The 19,332-nt window shown below is 72.6% G+C and carries 16 protein-coding genes; 7 read left to right on the forward strand and 9 right to left on the reverse strand.

Features of this window, described 5'->3' with window-relative positions; genetic code table 11:
• Window positions 1–184: 184 nt before the first annotated feature.
• The gene (locus ACIBG4_RS38505) at window positions 185–958 is read right to left on the reverse strand and encodes an alpha/beta hydrolase (protein ID WP_397207051.1); all 774 of its coding nucleotides are present in this window, start codon (window positions 956–958) and stop codon (window positions 185–187) included.
• Window positions 959–1,033: 75 nt separating this feature from the next.
• Window positions 1,034–1,867, reverse strand: coding sequence for a helix-turn-helix transcriptional regulator (locus ACIBG4_RS38510; RefSeq protein WP_397207053.1), 834 nt, complete (start codon window positions 1,865–1,867; stop codon window positions 1,034–1,036).
• A 138-nt stretch (window positions 1,868–2,005) separates the two neighbouring features.
• Here ACIBG4_RS38510 and ACIBG4_RS38515 point away from each other — a divergent pair, with 138 nt between their 5' ends.
• The gene (locus ACIBG4_RS38515; protein ID WP_397207055.1) at window positions 2,006–2,767 is read left to right on the forward strand and encodes an SDR family oxidoreductase; all 762 of its coding nucleotides are present in this window, start codon (window positions 2,006–2,008) and stop codon (window positions 2,765–2,767) included.
• A gap of 514 nt (window positions 2,768–3,281) precedes the next feature.
• On the opposite strand, the gene ACIBG4_RS38520 is transcribed toward ACIBG4_RS38515, so the two are convergent.
• The 4 genes from ACIBG4_RS38520 to ACIBG4_RS38535 form a co-directional block, all read right to left on the reverse strand.
• On the reverse strand, window positions 3,282–4,232 hold the full coding sequence (locus ACIBG4_RS38520; protein WP_397207057.1) for an alpha/beta hydrolase: 951 nt from the start codon (window positions 4,230–4,232) through the stop codon (window positions 3,282–3,284).
• Window positions 4,229–5,398 (reverse strand): FAD-dependent monooxygenase, encoded by a 1,170-nt coding sequence (locus tag ACIBG4_RS38525; RefSeq protein ID WP_397207059.1) that lies wholly within the window; start codon window positions 5,396–5,398, stop codon window positions 4,229–4,231. The genes ACIBG4_RS38520 and ACIBG4_RS38525 overlap by 4 nt, the downstream gene beginning before the upstream one ends.
• On the reverse strand, window positions 5,388–5,870 hold the full coding sequence (locus tag ACIBG4_RS38530) for a GbsR/MarR family transcriptional regulator (protein WP_397207123.1): 483 nt from the start codon (window positions 5,868–5,870) through the stop codon (window positions 5,388–5,390). The genes ACIBG4_RS38525 and ACIBG4_RS38530 overlap by 11 nt, the downstream gene beginning before the upstream one ends.
• A gap of 223 nt (window positions 5,871–6,093) precedes the next feature.
• A complete protein-coding gene (locus ACIBG4_RS38535; protein ID WP_397207061.1) occupies window positions 6,094–9,348 on the reverse strand; it encodes a BTAD domain-containing putative transcriptional regulator in 3,255 nt (1,084 codons plus the stop codon).
• Between the two features lie 121 nt (window positions 9,349–9,469).
• On the opposite strand from ACIBG4_RS38535, the gene ACIBG4_RS38540 reads away from it, so the two are divergent.
• The 3 genes from ACIBG4_RS38540 (at window position 9,470) to ACIBG4_RS38550 (ending at window position 12,036) form a co-directional block, all read left to right on the forward strand.
• Entirely contained in the window at window positions 9,470–10,111 is a 642-nt protein-coding gene (locus ACIBG4_RS38540) for a hemerythrin domain-containing protein (protein WP_397207063.1), read from the forward strand.
• Between the two features lie 63 nt (window positions 10,112–10,174).
• Complete coding sequence (locus ACIBG4_RS38545) at window positions 10,175–10,600, forward strand: DUF4267 domain-containing protein (protein ID WP_397207065.1); 426 nt, start codon at window positions 10,175–10,177, stop codon at window positions 10,598–10,600.
• A 125-nt stretch (window positions 10,601–10,725) separates the two neighbouring features.
• The gene (locus ACIBG4_RS38550; protein ID WP_397207067.1) at window positions 10,726–12,036 is read left to right on the forward strand and encodes an FAD-binding protein; all 1,311 of its coding nucleotides are present in this window, start codon (window positions 10,726–10,728) and stop codon (window positions 12,034–12,036) included.
• A gap of 118 nt (window positions 12,037–12,154) precedes the next feature.
• On the opposite strand, the gene ACIBG4_RS38555 is transcribed toward ACIBG4_RS38550, so the two are convergent.
• Window positions 12,155–12,775, reverse strand: coding sequence for a TetR family transcriptional regulator (locus ACIBG4_RS38555; RefSeq protein WP_397207069.1), 621 nt, complete (start codon window positions 12,773–12,775; stop codon window positions 12,155–12,157).
• A gap of 114 nt (window positions 12,776–12,889) precedes the next feature.
• Here ACIBG4_RS38555 and ACIBG4_RS38560 point away from each other — a divergent pair, with 114 nt between their 5' ends.
• A complete protein-coding gene (locus ACIBG4_RS38560) occupies window positions 12,890–14,392 on the forward strand; it encodes an MFS transporter (protein WP_397207071.1) in 1,503 nt (500 codons plus the stop codon).
• Window positions 14,393–14,459: 67 nt separating this feature from the next.
• Here the strand turns inward: ACIBG4_RS38560 and ACIBG4_RS38565 are convergent, their stop codons facing one another.
• Window positions 14,460–15,302: a LysR family transcriptional regulator gene (locus ACIBG4_RS38565; protein WP_397207073.1), complete on the reverse strand. Its 843-nt coding sequence runs from the start codon at window positions 15,300–15,302 to the stop codon at window positions 14,460–14,462.
• A gap of 73 nt (window positions 15,303–15,375) precedes the next feature.
• Here ACIBG4_RS38565 and ACIBG4_RS38570 point away from each other — a divergent pair, with 73 nt between their 5' ends.
• Window positions 15,376–16,620 carry an MFS transporter gene (locus ACIBG4_RS38570; protein ID WP_397207075.1) on the forward strand — a complete coding sequence of 415 codons (1,245 nt, stop codon included), beginning with the start codon at window positions 15,376–15,378 and terminating at the stop codon, window positions 16,618–16,620.
• 13 nt (window positions 16,621–16,633) lie between these two features.
• Here ACIBG4_RS38570 and ACIBG4_RS38575 read toward each other — a convergent pair whose 3' ends face one another.
• A complete protein-coding gene (locus tag ACIBG4_RS38575) occupies window positions 16,634–17,572 on the reverse strand; it encodes a helix-turn-helix transcriptional regulator (RefSeq protein ID WP_397207077.1) in 939 nt (312 codons plus the stop codon).
• Between the two features lie 237 nt (window positions 17,573–17,809).
• Between ACIBG4_RS38575 and ACIBG4_RS38580 the strand changes: the two genes are divergently transcribed.
• A complete protein-coding gene (locus tag ACIBG4_RS38580; RefSeq protein WP_397207079.1) occupies window positions 17,810–19,282 on the forward strand; it encodes an MFS transporter in 1,473 nt (490 codons plus the stop codon).
• Window positions 19,283–19,332 lie beyond the last annotated feature (50 nt).

The following is a 19,332-nucleotide window of genomic DNA, read 5'->3' on the forward strand; positions in this document are numbered from 1 at the left end:
GGGGGGGGGGGGGGTGGGTGCGCGCCCCCGGGGCGGGGCCGGGCGCGGGCGCTCCGCGCGCGGGGGGGGCGGCCCCCGCGGGCCCCCCCCCCCCCCCCCCCCCCCCCCCCCGCCGCCCACCAGCCACCCGCCCACCAGCCACCGGGCGCGAAAGCCACTGGGCGGGTCAGCCGCAGAGGTCCGTTCAGCCGCTCCATCCGCGTGCCCGCAGGAACGCGGCGCACCGGTGGGTCCAGTCGCCGGCCACCGGGTCGTCCTCGGCCAGTCCCAGGCCGTGCTTGCCGTGCGGGTACACGTGCGCCTCGACCGGCACGCGGTGGCGGGCCAGCGCGCCGGCCAGGAGCAGGGTGTTGTCGAGCGGCACGGCGCCGTCGTCGGCGGTGTGCCACAGGAACATCGGCGGGCTGTGCGGCCCCACCCGCCGCTCGATCGACAGACTGTCCAGGTCCGCGCCGGTGCCGCCGGGGCCGAGCAGGCTCGCGGCCGACCCGGCGTGGGCGGCGGGCCCGGTCAGGGTGACGACCGGGTAGCACAGCACCGCCAGGCCGGGGCGGGCGTCCTGCGCGTCCACCTCGTCGTGCGGACCCTCGGCGAGCATCGGGCCCGTCTCGGTGGCCAGCAGCCCCGCCAGGTGCCCGCCGGCCGAGAAGCCCAGCACGCCGACCCGCCCCGGGTCCACCCCGTGGCCGGCCGCGTGGGCGCGCACCCAGCGCACCGCCCGGGCGGCGTCCAGCAGCGGCAGCGGATGGCGGTGCGGCGCGACCCGGTAGGCGACCACGAACGCGGCCACCCCCAGCGTGTTCAGCCACCGCGCCACCGGCGCGCCCTCGTGCCCGGCCAGGTGGTCGTACCCGCCGCCCGGCAGCACCACGACGGCCGGCGCCGGCCGCGCGGAGCTCACCGGGAACGCGGTGATCCGCTCGATGGGTTCGCCCGGCCACAGCTGGTGCTCACTCACGATGCCGCCCTTCCCTCCAGGAGTTCGCCGGCCACCGTACCGGGTCCGGGGAAGGCGGCTGCCCGAGGGGCGGCGTCAGCCGAGGGAGGGGGCGGCCGTCCAGCTCGCCAGCACGGCCAGCTTCTCGGCGGCCTCCGAACCCGGAGCGGCGGTGTAGACGACCAGCAACAGGTCCGGGTCGCCGGGCAGCGCCAGCGTCTCGTACCCCAGGTCGAGCCGGCCCACCACCGGATGCAGCATCCGCTTGACCCCGTAGGTCTTCTCCTTGACCTGGTGGTCGGCCCACAGGCGGCGGAACTCCTCGCTGCGCAGCGACAGCTCGCCGACCAGCTCGGCCAGCCGCTTGTCGCGCGGCCGGCGCCCGGCCTCCAGCCGCAGGTACGCCACGGTCTCGGCGGCCACCGCCTGCCAGTCGAGGTAGAACTCGCGCGCCGCCGGGTTCAGGAACGCGTCACGCGCCTGGTTGCGCGTGCGGTCGTCGCGGCCGGAGAAGTCGATCACCGCGTCGCCCATCGGGTTCCACGCCAGCACGTCCATGCACCGGCCCAGCAGGAACGCCGGCCCGCTCACCGACTCCACCAGGAGCCGCGCCCCCGGCCGCACCCGCTGCTGGGCGGTACGGGGACGCTCCTCCTGCTTGTGCGGCCGGGCCAGGTCGCGCAGGTGCGCCTGCTCCACCTCATCCAGCCGCAGCACCCGGGCGACGGCGTCGAGCACAGCGTCCGACACGCTCTGCCCCCGGCCCTGCTCCAGGCGGATGTAGTAGTCGACGCTCACTCCCGCCAGTTGCGCGACCTCCTCGCGGCGCAGCCCCGGCACCCGGCGGCGCCCGAAGGCCTGCAACCCCAGCTCCTCCGGCTGGATACGCGCCCGTCGCGAACGGAGGAAATCGCCCAGATCAGTACTCATGGGCCCAGCCTAGGCAACGTCCCGCGCGCTCAACCTGGCACTGCCAGACCCAGGATGAGCCTCACCCTGGGTAAGGCGGCGCGTCCGGAGCAGGATCGTCTCCGTCAGCACGACAACACCTCGACGAGGAGCACCACCATGAGCTACGACGCTCTTTCCACCCGTACCGCCGTCATCACCGGCGCCGCCAGCGGCATGGGCGAGGCCACCGCCCGCCTGCTGGCCGCCCAAGGGGCGCGCGTGGCCCTGCTGGCCCGGCGCGCCGACCGGCTCGACGAGCTGGCCGCCAATATCACGGCCGGTGGAGGCCAGGCCCTGGCGGTGACCGCCGACGTCACCGACCCCGCGAGCGTCGCCGCCGCCGCGGACCGCGTCCACGAGGCGTACGGGCCGGCCGACCTGGTGGTGAACTCGGCCGGCGTCATGCTGCCCAACCCGATCGTGGAGGGCCGTGACGACGAGTGGACCCGCATGATCGACACCAACCTGAGCGGGGCGCTGCGGGTCATCCGCGCCTTCGTCCCCGACCTGCTCGCCGCCGCCGCGCAGGGCCGGCCCGCCGACCTGGTCAACGTCTCCTCCATCGGCGCCCACGTCACCTTCCCCAACTACGCGGTGTACGGCGCCACGAAGGCGGCACTCACCTTCCTGTCGGCGTCGCTGCGCACCGAGCTGGGCGGGCAGGACGTGCGCGTCACCAACATCGAGCCGGGCCTGACCGACACCGAGCTGGGCACGCACATCGACAACAGCGAGCTGAGCGGCCAGCTGGACGGCATGTACTCCGCGATGGACGCACTGACGGCCGACGACGTCGCCGACCTGATCGCCTACACCACCAGCCGCCCGCGCCGCGTCAACCTGCGCCAGCTGGTCATCCTGCCCACCCGCCAAGCCTGAGCGGGCCGCCGGTCGGCGGTTCGGGGGAAGGTGACGGACCGCCGCCTGCCGTGCGGTGATTCAACCCTCGGGAAAGAAGAGGAACAGCGTGCATCCCGTGGTCGTCCGCGGGACGTGGGACGAACCTGCGGGGGCGTGGATGAAGGAGCCGGCCGGATAGTCCCGGTCTCCGTCGTTGAAGACGCCGTTTGCTGAACAAGGTCGTTCGGCGAGGTTGATCGTCGCTACGGTTTCGGCGTCTGGACGCCGGGGACCGAGGCGAGGAACGGGCCTGGATGACGTGGATCGAGCGGACCGCCTATCCGCAGCCGTGATCCGGAAGGCGGCTCAGGCCAGGAACAACCCGGCGGATCTGATCAACGTGGCGATCGAGGAGTTGCTATCGCCCCCCTGCCTGCGTGCCCACATCAGCCGCTTCGGCGCCTACGCCACCGACGACCTGCACCGCCAACCCGGCCCGTTCGATTCCCTCCTGAAGGAGGTCGACTTCACCGGCAAGGCCGAAATCGAACGTTTACTGAGGAGTGAATTCGGGGCGCAAGCCCTTGGCGCGTACTTCGCTGGCCGGTGGGGAGGGTACGAACGGCTCTGCCTCGATCAGGTGTCGGCGGAACCACTCGGCCGCGAGGCTCATCGCCTGACCGAGTCCGGGTTCTACGGACAGGCCGCGCTCGTCATAGGGCAGGATCTCCAGGCGTTTCGGTTCGCGGGCTCGGTCGTAGGCGGCCAGGACCTCGTCGATGTCGTGGGTGAGATCCTCGCGTCCGGTGACCATGAGGAGCGGCCGGGGGGCGACGCGCTCGATGAACGCCTCCGGCACCCATTGCAGCACCTGAGCCAGCGACTCGGCCTCCACCTCGTCGTCGAACGTAGGGTAGACCTCCTTGGCCAGCTGCAGGTAGTCCACGATGTGCGGGTCGCCGGTGCCGAGCAGCGGCATGCGCATCCCCTTCCCTGTCTCCTGGCGTTGCCGCAGGTCCTGATCGACGACATCGAGCATCGCTTGGACGCCGGCCCGGCCGCGGGCCTTCTCCATGGCGCGCCAGCCGTTGAACATGCTGGGGTTCTGGCAGGCGACGCATGTGACCCGGCGGTCGATCGCCGTCGCCTGGATCGCGACGGTGGCGCCCAGGCTGTGCCCCCACAACCCGATCCTGGCCGGGTCGACCTCGGGGCGGCCTTGCAGGTAGGTGATGGCGTTGCGGACGTCGTCGACGTAGCGGTGCGGGAAGACCTGGCCGCGCGGGTGGCCCTCGCTGGCGCCGATGGTGCGGTAATCGATCGCGAGGACGGCGAAGCCGGCCCGGACCAGGTAGGCGGCGCCGGGCGCCAGCGCCTCCTTGACCATGTGAACGCTGTGACCCATCACCACGCCGGGCACCGGCCCGCCGGCTTCCTGCGGCAGATAGAGGTCGGCCGCGCAGCGTACGTCGCCACTGGAGAACATGATGTGCTCGATCGTCATCGTGTCACTTCCGTAGAAAGAGCGGGAGGAGTCCAGTCCCAGAGCCGGGCGCTCTTGCGGCGGGCGACGCCGGAGGAGGCCAGGCGGGTCATCGCGGTCATGAGCCGGTAGGTCGCGCCGCTGGTGGACAGGCTGAGCTTGGGGTCGGTCCGGGCCATGCGCTGCACCTGCTGGGTGCGGGGGCGGCGGACCTCGTCGTAGCGGTCCAGGGCCTGCGGGACGGAACTCGTCCGGGCTGCCTCGGCTGTCAGTACGACGGCGTCCTCCAGCGCCTGGCAGGCGCCTTGGGCCAGGAAGGGGGTCATCGCATGGGCGGCATCGCCGAGCAGCGCGATGCGGCCCTTGGCGTAGGAGGGCAGCGGGTCCAGGTCGTGGATGTCGTGGCACAGCACCGCTTCGGGCGGCGTGGCGGCCAGCAGGGCCGGGATGGGCTCGTGCCAGCCGCGCGTCCGGGCCATCACCTCGCCGAGATCGTCGTCGAAGCGCAGGCCCGGCTGCTCCTGGCGGACGGTGAGAAACCAGAACACCCGCTCGCCGATCAACGGGTGCGCGCCGAACCGGGCGCCGCGGCCCCAGGTCTGAAACCCACTCACCGGCCAGACCGTGCCCGGCGCTGTCACCCCGCGCCAGCACAGGATGCGCTGGAAGACGGGCTCGGGCGCGTCCGGCCAGACGCTGCGGCGTACCGTGCTGTGGATGCCGTCTGCCCCGACCAGCAGGTCGGCCCGCACCTCGTCGCCGTCACGACAGGTGACCGTGACGCCGTCGCCGTCCTGGCGGACGCCGGTCACCTCAGCGCTGGTACGGATCCGCTCCGCCGGCACGTGCCGGGCCAGCACGCGCTGCAGGTCGGCGCGGTGGTTGGCGAGCAGCGCCGGGTCGGCGTCCGGCTGGAACCGCATCAGGTAGGTCCCGTCCGGCAGCCGCATCGTGGCGCCCGCCTCGGTGGGCACCGAGCACGCCCGGAACTCCTCGCCCACGCCCAGGGCGTCGGCCGCGCGCAACGCATTCGGCGCGAACGACCAGCCGGCGCCCACCTCCCCCAGCTCTCGGGCCCGCTCCAGCACGGTTACATCCCATCCGCTGCGCAGCAGGCCGACGGCCACGGCCAGCCCGCCGATCCCGGCCCCGGCCACGATCGCGCTGCGACCCTCCTCACGCCTCATCGGCATCTCCCTCGTGCTGCGGCCCGGGCATACTCGCGAAGGCCTTGTCCATCCAGTCGAAGACTTCATGCGCCGCGCGCAGCCGCCCGGTGCGCGCCGGATCGGACCCGGCCACCTCCATGCCCGCCGCGGTGATCTCACGGAACGCGGCCAGGCCCGCGACCCTGCGCCGGACGACTCGCTCCCAGGCGTCATCGTCCACCCGGTAGTAGTGGGTCTTCTGCCCCGGGCGGGTGCGACGGCGCACGAATCCGGCGTCGATGAGCAGGCGCATGCTGGTGGCCAGCGACGCCCTGCTCGCGCCGATCGCCTCGGCGATCTGCCCCGCCGACTGTTCCGGCGGATCACAGATCATCAACCAGGCCAGCACACGGCCGGCGATCGGCGGCACGGCGTACTCATCGATGCAGAACACCGCCGCCCGCTCCACCCACTCCAGGATCCGCTCCCGGTCACCTGTCATGCCGTCCACCAATCTCAATCGTCTATAAAATCCAGTATGTACTGAATATAGTGTGAATGCAAGATGGTTCGCAGGATGTCGGAGAAGACCGTTGCGCGGTGTATCTCGCGTGACGTCAGATACGCGTCCTGGAGAGCACGTCCGGCCTCGGTGAGCTCGACCGGTGGAGCTGGGTGACGGTGAAGACGCTGCCGTCCCACACGGTGCGAATCTTCCGTCCGGGCTGGGCTGGTCAGAGGTGTGCGCGGGCCGCGGCGGACCAGTGGGGGGCGTTCCAGCGGTCGGCGATGGCGGCGGCCCGGGCGAAGTGGGCGGCGGCCTCGTCGTCGCGGCCGAGCAGCAGCGCCAGCTCACCGAGCGTGTGGGCGACCGGACGCAGCCCCAGCGAAAGGCTCTCCGCGCCGGCCGGGGGGCCTTCACGGTGAGGGAGCAGGCCCGCATAGATCTCCGCGGCGGCGTCGCGGTCGTTCAGCGCGACGATCGCCATCGCGCGCAGGCTCGTCAGGAAGGTGAAGAAGAAGTCGGGCCGGATCGGGCTCGGTGGCGTGCGGGCCCGGCGCGCCTCGTCGCTGCGGCCGGCGGCGTGGAGGGCGAGCGCGAGCAGGTCGGCGACCATCGGGCCGAGCGCCTCGCGGAGAGCGCGCACCTCGTCCAGGTGGTCGCCGAGCGTGCCGTCGTTCAGCCAGATCGCCGCCCGCGCCAGGGGCAGGAAGCCGGCGTGCACCGATCCGGCGCCTTCCATGCGTTCGGTGGCCTCGGCGTAGAGGCGCTCGGCGTCGGCGAACCGGCCCTCGATGAGCACCAGGCTCGCCAGCGCGATCTCGAGGGCGCCGATCGCCTCCGGCATCCGGTAGGCGCGGGCGAGGTCGAGCGCCTCCTCGGTCACGCGGCGCATCGTCGCCGGGTCGTTGGCCGCGGCGGCGTTGGCGGCCTGGCTGAGCAGCCCGGTCACGCGGTAGACGGGCAGGTCGTGCTCGACGCCGATCTCCACCAGCTCGCGGGAGTACTCCTCCTGCCCGGGGTCGCCGGCGAGGACCAGGAGCGCCGCGGCCCGGAGGCGGGGATCGGTGGCGAGGTCGAGGGCTTCCCGCGCCGCCGCCATGACCGTCGGATCGTCCTCGCCCACCAGCTCGTTGGCGTAGGCGATGAGGAGGCGGGACCGCACGTCGGGGGCGAGACCGGTCCGCTTGAGCAGGCGGCTGAGACGGTCGACGACGGGACGGTCGACCGTGCCGTACGTGCGGGCCTGCCAGGGGGTGGGCTCGGTCCAGGCGGTGAACGCGGCGATCATCAGGTCGTCGCGGCCGATCGACTCGGCGTACTCCACGGCCTGCTCGCGCGTGTCCCTGGCCGCGGCGCCGGCCCCGGCCCTGATCTGCGCCCGGAGCAGCCTGCCGAGCAGGTCGACGCGCTCGTCCGGTTGGCTGGAGTTGGCGACCGCGTCGGTGAGGAGGGCAGCCGCCACGTCGTGGGAGTAGCGCGCCTCGGCCAGCTCGGCGGCCCGCACGCAATAGCCGACGGCCTTCGGCGATCCCGCTCGCGCATAGTGATGGGCGAGCGCCGCGACGTCGCCGGTGCCCTCCAGGGCGGCGGCGATCCGGGCGTGCATCCTTGCGGCCCGCAACCGGCTGAGGTCGGCGATCAGTGTGTCCCTGACCAGCGCGTGAACGAACCGGACGCGCCCGGGCCCGGGCTCGTCGAGCAACCCGGCGATGACGCCCGCGTCCAGCGCGTCCAGCACGCCGTCCCCGTCGGCGTCGGCGGCCTGCACGAGCACGTCCACCGAACTTTCCCGGCCGGCCACCGCCGCCAGCCGCAGGACGGACACGCCGCTCTCGGGCAGCCTTGCCAGCCGGCGCCGCAGCACGTCCCGTACGCCCTCGGGGACCTCCGAGAGCGCGACCAGCGCGCCCTCGCCGTTCAGCAGTCGCGCGCTCTCCCGCACGTAGAACGGGTTGCCGCCGGTGCGCTCGGCGATCCTCGCCACCGTCGCGTCGTCGGCCTCACTCTCGGCCCGTACGAGCTCGGCCACCGCCGCGCCGTCGAGCCCGGGCAGCGCGATCCGGAGCGGCACGGTGCGGGCGAGCGCACCCAGCGTCTCGGTGAGGTGCTCGCTCTCCTCCTGGCGGTACGCCGCCACGACCAGGATCGGGGCCCGCACGCCGACGCCGCCGCCGAGCAGCTCCAGCGTGGTCGTGTCCGCCCAGTGCAGGTCGTCCAGCACGACGGCGACCGGCCGTTCCGTGGCGGCCGCCGCGAGCCAGCCCCACACGGCCCGGCGCAGCCGGAACCGCCCGGCGGCAGCGTCGATGTCCACCGGAATGGAGTCGGAGAGCAGCGGCGCCAGGTCGTCCGCGAACTCCCCCGGAGGGACGGCCGCGGCGACGGCCCGCAGCGCCTCGACCCACGCCCACGCGGGCGGCGCTCCGTCGACCTCCGGGCAGCGCCCGGCGGCGACGAGCCAGCCGTCGCGCTCCAACTGCGCGCCGAGGTGCTCCAAGAGCGTCGACTTGCCCAGCCCCGCTTCCCCGGTGACGAGAGCGACGCGCGCCCCGTCGGCGGCAGCCTGCCCGGCGGCCGAAACCAGCGCGGCAAGCTCGCCCTCCCGCCCCACGAAGGAGGCAGCGCGATGCGGGGTCGCGTCGTGCAGGCGCGCGTCGTGCGAGGGCGCATGGTGTGAGGGCGCATCGTGCGAGGGCGTGGCCTGTGGGGGTGCGGGGACGGCTGTGCGGAGGATGTCGATGCGCTGGGCGAGGATCGCCTCTTCCAGGGCGACCAGGTCGGGACCGGGGTCGAGACCGAGTTCGTCGGCGAAGGTGGCGCGGGCGCGGCGGAGCGTCGCCAGGGCGTCGGCCTGGCGGCCGCTGCTCCACAGCGCCAGGGCGTGCAGGCGCCAGCCCTCTTCGCGCAGGGGTTCGTCGCGGGTGAGGCTCTCGGCCTCGGGAACCACCGAGGCGGGGTCGCCCGTCCGCAGGCTCGCCGCGATGTGGAGCTCGCGGGCGACCAGGCGCAGCTCGTTCAGGCGGGCGGTCTCGGCGGCGGCCCAGGGCTCGTCGGCGACCTCGGCGAACGCGGGTCCGTGCCATAGGTCCAGTGCCTCGGCCAGCCGGGCGCGGGCGGCCTGAGGCTCGGTGAGCGTGCGGGCCCCGTCGAGCAGGTCCTCGAAACGCCACGCGTCCACCGAATCCGGCGGCAGCCGCAGCGCGTAGCCGGGGGCGGCGCTCACCAGGAGGCGGGCCGGGGTTCGGGGCGGGCGGCCGGGCTCCAGCAGCCGGCGCAGGTTGGAGACGTACGCCTGCAGGGAGGCCAGCGCACGCGATGGCGGCTCGCCGCGCCAGAGATCCTCGATCATCCGGTCGACCGGCACGACCTGTCCGCGCGCCGCGACGAGGAGGGCCAGGACGCCGCGCTGCCGCGGCCCGCCCAGGGGAACGGGCTCGCCGTTGACCTCGGCGCCGAGCGAGCCCAATACCCGGATCAACACCATGACGTGCGACATCTTACGCGGATCCTGGCGTTCCAAGTCGGGCTCCAAGTCGGGTTCCAAGTGCCTTCCAAACGCCCGGGAGCAGCCTTGGCACATCGAGCCGATGAAGGGCAGGAACGAAATGAGCGTCAACACCCAGGACATGGAGATCGTCCACCGCGCCTTCCGTCGCGAGTCGCGGCTGCTGATGGAGCTCGTCGCGGCGGTCGCCCCGGGTGACACCGCTCGCGCCAAGGTGATCGCCGACCACTTCCGCGACTACCGGCTGGGACTGAAGAACCACCACGAGGGCGAGGACGAGCTGCTGTGGCCGCCGCTGCTGTCCCGGGTGGACCTGCAGGCCGACATCGTGCTGCGCATGGAGGCCCAGCACGAGCGCGTCGCGGCCACGCTGACCAGGCTGGACGCGGCGCTCCCGGCGTGGGAGGCCGCCGCCGGGGCGGACGAGCGCGACACGCTCGTGGCCGCCCTGGCCGACCACCGGGCCGTGCTTCTCGAGCACCTCGACGACGAGGAGGCCACTCTCCTCCCGCTCGCGGCCGAGCACATCACTGAAAGGGAATGGGCCTCCCTGGGCGACCATCTGGTGGCCAACACGCCCAAGCTCACCCTGCTCACCCTCTTCGGCCTCGTCCTGGAGGATGCGAACCCGGCCGAGCGCGCCACGCTCCTGTCCGCCCTTCCCGCTCCGGTACGCGGCATCTGGCACATCATCGGCCGCCCCCGCTACGCCCGCCACATCAGCCGCGTCCGCGCGGCCTGACCAGGCCCCAGACCCCCACGCACGACTCACCAAGCTCACCGAAGACTCGAAGGAAGAACAACAATGTCGCTGAAGAAGATCAACACTGTCCTGGCCGCCGCCTTCATCCTCTTCATCCTCTGGTTCGGGTCGGAGTTCATCCTGAGCCCGGAGGCGACGGCGCCGACCTTCGGCCTGCCGACCTGGCCGTCCGGCGACGGCGGCGGCTTCCTGATCGTCAAGGGAATCCGCGACGTCGTCATGGCCCTGGTCCTCGGCATCCTGCTGGTGACGGGCCACCGCCGGGCGCTGGGCTGGGCACTGCTGGTGGAGGCCCTCGCCGCGTACGGCGACATGACCAACGTGCTGGCCCACCACGGCTCCGTGGCCACCGCGCTCGGCGTCCACTGCCTGACCGCGACACTGATGGTGGGCAACGGCCTGCTGCTGCTGCGCGAGACCCGCAAGGTCGCGGCCGCTCCGGCGACGCCCGCCCCGCAGGCCGCCTGACCATCACCGGAACTCTTCAAGCGTCCCGCCATCCACCGGCCGGTCGAGCCGGACCAGAACAGCGCGGTCAGGGCGCAGCACGGTGCTCCCTCGCAGGTGTGAGAACTCGAAAAAGGAAGACGACGATGACGATCAACGATGTGCGCGGTGTCCTCAAGGGGCGCGTGCTCCTGCCCGGTGATGACGGCTTCGAACAGGCGGCCACCGCGTGGAATCTGACCGTCAGGCAGCCCGTGGCGGCCGTGGTGGAGGCCGCGGATGCCGATGACGTGGCGGCGCTCGTGCGTTACGCGCGGCGGGCGGGTTTGACGGTGACCGCGCAGCCGAGCGGGCATGGCGCCTCCGGTGATGTGGAAGGCCTGATCCTGCTGCGTACCGGCCTGCTGAACGAGGTGGAGGTACGCGCGCAGGAGCGCGTGGTCCGGGTGGGCGCGGGCGTGAAGTGGGGGCAGGTGCTGGCGGCGGCCGGTCCGCTGGGTCTGACCGGCCTGTCCGGCAGTGCGCCGGGCGTCAGCGTGACCGGCTACACCCTGGGCGGCGGGGTCGGCTGGTTCAGCCGCAAGTACGGCTTCGCCTCCGACAGCGTGCGGGCCATCGACATCGTGGACGCCGACGGCGAGCCGGGCCGGGTGACCGCCGAGTCCGATCCCGAGCTGTTCTGGGCGCTGCGCGGCGGTGGCGGGGACTTCGCGGTGGTGACCGCCCTCGAACTCGAGCTCTATCCCGCGCCGGTCCTGTACGGCGGGCGCGTGATCTGGCCGGAGCACCGGACCAGGGAGGTGTACGACGCGTTCCTGGAGATCACCGCCGAGGCGCCGCGTGAGCTCAGTGTCTGGATCAACCGGCTCCGGCCCCCCGGCGCGCCGCCGATGGTGACGCTGGATCTGGCCTACCTGGGTGAGGCGGCTCAGGGGCAGGACCTGCTGGCACGCCTCGACAAGATCGAGGACGCGATCTCCGACAGTCGCGGCGTCGTCCCGGTCGCCGACCTGGGTGACATCACCGCCGAGCCCACCGCCCCGGCCCCATCCATCGCTCGTGCGGAGCTGCTCACCGGCCTGGACGCGGACGCGGTGGAGCTCCTGCTGGCCAAGCCGGTCGAACCGCTCATCAACGTGCAGATCCGGCACCTGGGCGGGGCGCTCGCCGAGCCGGGCGGCGGGGCCGGTGCGAGCGGCGCGGTGGCTGAGCCGTACCTGCTCGGCCTGCTGGGTCTCGGCCTGCCGCACACGGCCGACGCGACGCGCGCCAAGCAGGCCGAGGTCGTGGCCGGCCTGGAGGCCTACATCAGCGGCCGCAAGCCGTACACCCTGCTGTCCCCCGGCGAGACGGCGGCGAAGTCCTTCTCCGGCAGCGCGCTCGCGCGGCTGCGGGAGATCAAGCGGGACCGTGACCCGAACAACGTGTTCCGCGCGAACTACCCGGTGCTCGGATAGATCGGTTCCCAGCAGGTCCCGGCCCCTCCGCCCACCGGGGCGGCGGGGCCGCACCGGCCCTCCACTCCCCTCAAGGGCGTTGACGGCCGGCGCGAACCGTCGTGATGGCGAAGGATCGCTAGGCGGTGGAGGTGAGCGCGGCGGGGATCTCGGCGAAGGTCTCCTGGACCATTTTCGTCAACGTGTCGCGGCCGCCGTGGCCGCCGTGCGCGGTCCAACGCAGGGAAGCCGTGCGCCAGGCGGCGACGAAGATCTCCACGGCCAGACGGACCTCCCACTCGTCGACGCCGGTCGCAGAACGGCCGCTCACCACCTCGACCAGGGCCCGGGTGGTGTCATGGCAGTAGCCCAGACTGTGCGCCTGCAGCGCGGGGACGGCTTCCGACAGCTCCCGGGCGGTCAGGAAGCGGCGATCCCAGTCGGCGTCCATGGCGCTCAAGGTGGCGTCCAGCGCTGCGCGGAGAGCCTCGATCAGCGGGCCGTCCATCTCCTGGGCGGCCACGTAGTCCAGATAGGCCGACCACAGGTCGCTGTCGGCGGCGAGCGCGACGTCCTCCTTCGAGCGGTAGTTGCGGAAGAAGGTGCGTCTGGACACCTCCACGGCATCGCACAGATCGTCCAGGGTGGTGGCGTCGTAGCCACGCTCGGTGAACAGGCGGAGTGCGGTCTCGGCCAGAGCTCGGCGGGTGCGCAGTTTCTTGCGTTCGCGTAGCGGCAGGTCGCGCAGGTCATCCCTCACGCCAAGAGGCTAGCACGCAAGGGCGGTTGCGCTTTGACAGCTAACGCCACTGAGTGGCATTCTCCCGCCAGTGGCTGATTGTGGCTGTCGAATATGCGTGAGGAGCGCGAACCCATGACCACCGATCCCCCCGCACGCTCCCGTCCGGCGATCACGCTGACGGTGGTGCTGCTGGCCTTCGTCACCGTGCCGATGTCCATCTCCGGAGCAGCCGTGGCGTTGCCCGGCATCGGCGCGGACCTGCACGCAGCAGGCGCGCCACTGCAATGGGTCATGAATGCCTACAACCTGACCTTCGCCTCGTTCATGCTGGTCAGCGGATCCACGGCCGACCTGGCAGGACGCCGCCGGACCTTCGCGGCCGGTGCGGGACTGTTCGCCATCGGCTCGCTGGCCGCGGCAGCCGCCCCCGGCATCACCCTGCTGGACCTGGCCCGCGGCCTGTCGGGCATCGGCGCGGCCGGGGTGTTCGCCAGCGCCGGCGCGATCCTGGCCACCACCTTCGACGGCGCAGCGCGCACCCGCGCGTTCGCGGCGCTCGGCAGCGCCGCCGGGCTCGGCCTGGCGGCCGGGCCGACCCTGTCGGGCTGGCTGGTCGGCGCGCTGGGCTGGCGCGCCACCTTCGGGCTGCACGCCGCCCTGGTGGCCGTGGCGCTGATCGGCGTCGGTCACATCGCCGAATCGCGTGCGGCGCAGCGTCCCCGGCTGGACGTGAGCGGTGCGGCGGTGTTCGTCGCCGGCCTGGGTGCGCTGGTCCTGGGCTCGGTCCAGGGCCCGGAATGGGGCTGGGCGAGCCCCGGGGTGCTGGCGCTGCTGATCGTCGGCGTGGTGCTGCTGGTGCTCTTCGTCGTCCTGCAGGCGCGTTCCGCCGCCCCGCTCCTCGACCTGTCGCTGGTGAAGAACCGCCGATTCCTGGCGCTGTGCATGGTGCCGGTGGTCTCGACGTTCGGGTTCGTGACGCTGCTGACCTACCTGCCCACCTATCTGGTGGGTGCGAGCGGGTTCTCCCCGCAGCGCGCCGGAACGGTACTGCTGCTGATGACCGCACCGGTGCTCCTGGCTCCGCCGCTGGCCGGCGGGCTGGTGAACCGGGGGGTGCCGGCCCGCGTGCTGATCACCGTCTCCCTGGCGTCGTTCGCCGGCGGAAACGCCTGGCTCACCGTGATCGGCCCGTCCACTTCCGTCGCCGTCATCGCCGGGCCGCTGTTGATGGTCGGGCTGGGCGCCGGGCTGTCGTTCGGGGTGGGTGACGGGGCGGCGATGAGCCTCGTCGAGCCCGAGCAGGCCGGGATGGCCACCGGGTTTCTCAACACCATGCGCATCGGCAGCGAAGCCATCGTCATCGCCGTGTACGGGGCCGTCCTGGTCAGCCTGATCGGCACGCGCGTCGGCTCCCAGGAGGTGGCCGCGAAGGTCGCCGCGGGAGACCTGACCGGCGGCGCCTTCGACACGCTGGCCGCGGGGTTCACCGGCGCCTTGCACACCACGCTGTACGGAACAGCCGCCGTATGCGTCGTCGGCACGGTGGCCATCGCCGCCGCACTGGGCCGGCCACGCCGCGACATCGCCGCAAGCCCGGCCTCCGACGATTCCCCCCAGCCCACCAAGGTCGCCTGAGCGGGCACACCGGGCCGGACCCTGGTGCGGGTGGGATCGAACCCCCGTCCCCGACCCGCGGCGCAACTCAGATCATGCGTCGTAGCGCGGTCTCCACGGCATCGATCAGCGGATCGCCCTCGGTCCGTGGGTGCCGCGCGAGACCAAGCTCGACGTCCGGCAGGGCGGGCAGGGCGTCGGCGTCGTGGCAGGCCATGGCCGGTTCGACGTTCGGGGGCATGAGCGCCGCGACGCCGAGCCCGGCCCGCACCGCGGCGAGCACGCTGACCAGGCTGTTGCTTTCGAACGCCACCCGCCAGCGCCGATCGGTGCGTTCCAGCGTCTCCAGCACGGACGTACGCCAGGAGCAGGTGTTCGAGAACAGCACCACCGGCAGCGGATCGGCGGTCACGTCCACGCCCTGGCCGACCGCCCAGACCAGCGGGCGGCGCACCGTCCAGCGCGGCGGCCCGGGAAGGTCCGGCACCTCGTCGAGCACGAGTTGGATGCGGCCCGCGTCATAGGCCTCCCGTGTCGACGCCTTGGGAAGGCTGAGCACCTCCAGCGTCGTGCCGGGGTGCACATGGGCGAGGTCGGCCAGGGCCTGCGGAAGCTGGGAGGCGGCGAGGTCCTCGAGCAACCCGACGCCGCAGTGGCCGCTGAGCGCGCGCCCGGTTTCGGTGAGCGCCTGTGCGGCGAGCGCGAGAATGCGGTCGGCGTACGGCAGAAGCTCCTCCCCCGCCCGGGTCGGCGAGACGCCGGATGTCGAGCGGTGCAGCAACGGACGGCCGACCACGCTCTCGAGCTTGCGCAACTGCTGGCTGAGCGCGGGCTGGGTATGTCCGAGCGCGGTCGCGGCGCGGCTGATGCTGCCCGCCCGCACGGCGGTGACGAACGACCGTAGCAACCCGATCTCGAGATCTCTGGCCATAAGAATTCATTATGTCAGCTGCAAAGAATTGGCCACTTCCTATGGCTTCGCCGGAGGATCTAGCGTGTCGCGGGTGACCGGATACCGACAGGTGCTCGCCGTGCCAGGGATGGCATCGCTGCTGGGCGTCTCGCTGCTCGCCCGTGCCGCGATCACGGCCGACGCGATGGCACTGACGATGTATGTCGTGCTGGGTCTGGGCATGAGCTACGCCGCAGCGGGTGGTGTCGCGGCGGCGCTGACCGTCGGGGTGGCGCTGGGCGGGCCGCTGCTCGGCCGCCTGATCGACGTGCGGGGCCTGCGGAGCGTGCTGCTGGTAACCGTCGTCCTGCAGGTCGTGTTCTGGCTCAGCGTGCCGATCATGCCGTACCTGATCCTGCTGGGCGCCGCCTTCGTGGCCGGTCTGCTGATGGTGCCGGTCCAGCAGGTGACCAGGCAGGCGATCGCCGCGATGACGACGACGGGACAGCGCCGGGCAGCGTTCGCGCTGGAGTCGGTGCAGGGCGAGCTGTCGTACATCGTGGGCCCGGCGGTGGTGATCCTGGGTGCGGCGAAGACATCCCCCGGCGTGGTGGCGTGGGGCGTCGGCGCCGCGATCGCGGCCGGCGGTGCCGGCATCGCCCTGCTCAACCCGCCACTGCGGGCCGAGGGCGAGGCCGATGCCGCCGCGGCCGGACGACCCCCGCGCCGGGAGTGGCTGGGCGCCGGCATGATGGCCGTACTGACGATGGCGTTCGGCACCACGACGCTGCTCAGCGGCGTCGACCTCGCCATCGTCGCCACGCTCGAAGAAGCAGGTCAGGTGTCCTGGGCCGCCGTCGTCGTCCCCGTGTTCGGCGTGGCCTCCGTCGCCGGCGGGCTCGTTTACGGCGTGCTGCCCCGGCCGATGCCCACGTGGCTGCTGCTCGGCCTGCTCGGGCTCGTGACGATTCCCGCCGGTCTCGCCCACGACTGGCCCTGGCTGTGCGTGGCCATCGTCGGCGCCGGGATTCTCACCGCGCCGACCCTTTCCACGGTGGCCGACGCGGTGAGCCGGCTGGCTCCGGCCGGCGTGCGCGGTGAGGCGACAGGACTGCAATCCTCGGCGCAGAGCGCGGGTTTCGCGCTCGGATCCCCGATCGTCGGGCTGGCGATCGACGCCTCCGTGCCGGCGGCCGGCTTCGCGGCTGCCGGGCTGGCCGGCCTCGCGGCCGCGCTGACCGGACGCCTGCTGGCGCGCCGCTCGACCGCCCGGACGCGGTCTCGGCTCGACGATCTCGGCCGCGCCGGAGCACCGGACCTCGAGCCGTGCGAGGCCGGCACCCGGCCTGGCACGTGATACGGGCCGGCGCCTACGGCCGGCCCGCTCCGCCGGCTGTGGACGCCGGTGCCGCCTGGGCGGTGATGGAGTGCCGTACCGCCGACGTGTCCTGCGTCCCCGAAGCCGTCACACTGCCCAGGAGCCGCAGTGCCGCCTCCGACGGCGAGCCGGGCTCGGCCGTGTAGGCGATCAGGTGCTGGCCCGAGGTGCCGGGGATGAGGAGATTCTCGAAGCTGAGCTCCATCGCACCCACCAGTGGGTGACGCAGGTGCTTCACTCCGGAGGTGCACGTGCGCACGGGGTGCCGGGCCCAGAGAGAGGCGAACTCGTCACAGTTCATGGTGAGTTGACCGACAAGCTCGGCCAGGGAGCGGTCGTCGGGGTGGCGACCGGCGACCAGGCGCAGGGCGGCCACGGCGAGCTCCGCCTGGTCGCGCCAGTTCGCGTACAACTTCCGGTACTGCTGGTCCAGGAACAGCATCCGGGTCACGTTGGGGCGGGTGGCGGGTGTGTCCGGGCTCTCGGGCGCCAGGTGTCCGGCGAGCAGCGCGTGGCCCAGGTGGTTCCATGCGAGGACGTCGTTGCGCCGGTCCAGGACCAGGGCCGGCACGTCGGTCATGGCTGTCAGCAGCTGCCGGGCCGAGGCGCTGGCGTGCGTCGCCCGGGTCGGGGCGGGGCGGGACGACGCGGTGGCGGGGCGGGCGAGGTCTTTCAGGTGGACCGTCTCGTCGTCGGTGAGGCGCAGGGTGCGCGCGATCGCCTCCAGCAAGCCGTCCGAGACACCGGCGGCGCGGCCCTGTTCGAGGCGGGTGTAGTGGGTGATGCTGACGTTGGCGAGCATCGCCAGCTCCTCGCGGCGCAGCCCGGTGACCCGGCGGCGGGTCCGGTGCGGGCTGAGGCCGACGTCCTCGGGACGCAGCGCGGCGCGACGCGACTTGAGGAAGTCTCCCAGCTCGGACGAGGCGTCCATTCATGCCTCCAGGTCGGCGGACTGCGACAGCTCGTGGTCACTGACTCTCCCATGATGCCCGCCGGTCCCGACGGCCGGGAGCCGTCAGGGTGGTGCTGCGATGACTACCCTCGCACTGGCTGCGCAAGGCAGGGTTCTGGCTGCGAATCCGGGTGCCGAGGAGCCTTTTCCGTGACCGCACGTGACGCGACTGAGCGCGCCGCGTGTCAGGAACCATGAGGAAAGGGACTCGACGTCATGTCTGTCACTGATACGGAGGCGGCCGGTAGCGCGCCCGGCCCTGCCGTCGGCACGGCACCGGCCGTGCTCACCCCCCGGCTCCGGCTGGTGCTGGTCCTGCTGCTCGCAACGCAGTTCATGCTGGCCGTGGACTTCGCCATCCTGAACGTGGCGCTGCCGGTGATCGGCAAGGGCCTGGGCTTCTCGATGGCGAACCTGCAGTGGATCGCCACCTCGTTCGCGCTGTGCGCGGCGGGCTTCACCCTGCTCTTCGGCCGGGTCGCGGACCTGTTCGGCCGCCGCCGGCTGTTCCTGTGCGGCCTCGTGGTCCTCGGCGCGGCCTCGCTCGTGGGCGGGCTGGCGCGCAACCCGGAGATGCTGATCACGGCCCGCGTCTTCCAGGGGCTGGCCACCGCCGCGGTGACCCCTGCCGGGCTGTCGCTGATGACGACCTCGTTCCCGGAGGGCCCGCTGCGCGAGAAGGCGCTCGGCCTCAACGGGGCGCTGATGTCCACCGGGTTCACCACCGGCGCCATCCTCGGCGGCCTGCTGACCGACCTGCTGTCGTGGCGATGGGCGTTCTTCGTCAACGTTCCCGTCGCCCTCACCGTGCTGCTCGTCGCCCCGAGAATCATCAAGGAGTCCCGGCCCGACGAGCGCCCCAAGCTGGACGTGCCCGGCGCCGTCAGCGTCACCCTCGCCCTGCTGGCCATCGTCTTCGGGCTCACCCAGGCGGGCGAGAAGGGCTGGGGCTCGGCGGGCGCCCTGTTGTCGCTGGCGGCGGGCGTGGTGCTGCTGCTGGTGTTCTACGCCGTCGAGCGCAAGGTGTCCGCGCCGCTGGTGCCGCTCGGCGTGCTCGGCAAGCGGTCGGTGGCCTGGGGCAACGTCGCCGGTCTGATCGCCTTCCTCACCGAGACCTCCCTGGTCTTCCCGCTGACCCTCTACCTCCAGAACGTGCTCGGCTTCTCCCCGCTCGCCGCCGGCCTGTCCTTCGGCGTTCTCGGCCTGGGAACGGTCACAGGCGGAACCACGGCCCCGAAGATCATCGGGATGATCGGCAGCAAGCGGACGCTGATCCTGGGCGGCATCCTGCAGACCGTGTTCACCGCGGCCCTGCTCGGTCTCGGCGACGACCGCTCGTGGATGTGGCTCATGCTGATCGCCAGCTTCGCCGGGGGTGTCGGCAACATGCTCGTCATCGTGGGCTTCATGGTCACCGCCACCTCAGGGCTGGCCGACCACGAACAGGGCCTGGCCACCGGCCTCGCCACCATGACCCAGCAGGTCGGCATCACGATGGGCACGCCGATCATGAGCGCCGTCGCCACCGGCGCCATGGCCGGCGTCGGAGCCTCGGCCATCCTCGGCGGGCTGAAGGTGGCGATCGCGGTGAATGCCGCCATCGTGCTCGTCGGCGTCCTCACCAGCGCCCTGTTCCTGCGCGATGCCCGGTCTACGGCCCGCTCGACGGCCCGCTCGACGGCGCGGTGACGGCGGGCGGTACGAGCCGCCGGGGGCGCCCCCACCTCGACGACCGGCGC

Source organism: Nonomuraea sp. NPDC050383, assembly GCF_044459125.1.
Classification (GTDB): domain Bacteria; phylum Actinomycetota; class Actinomycetes; order Streptosporangiales; family Streptosporangiaceae; genus Nonomuraea.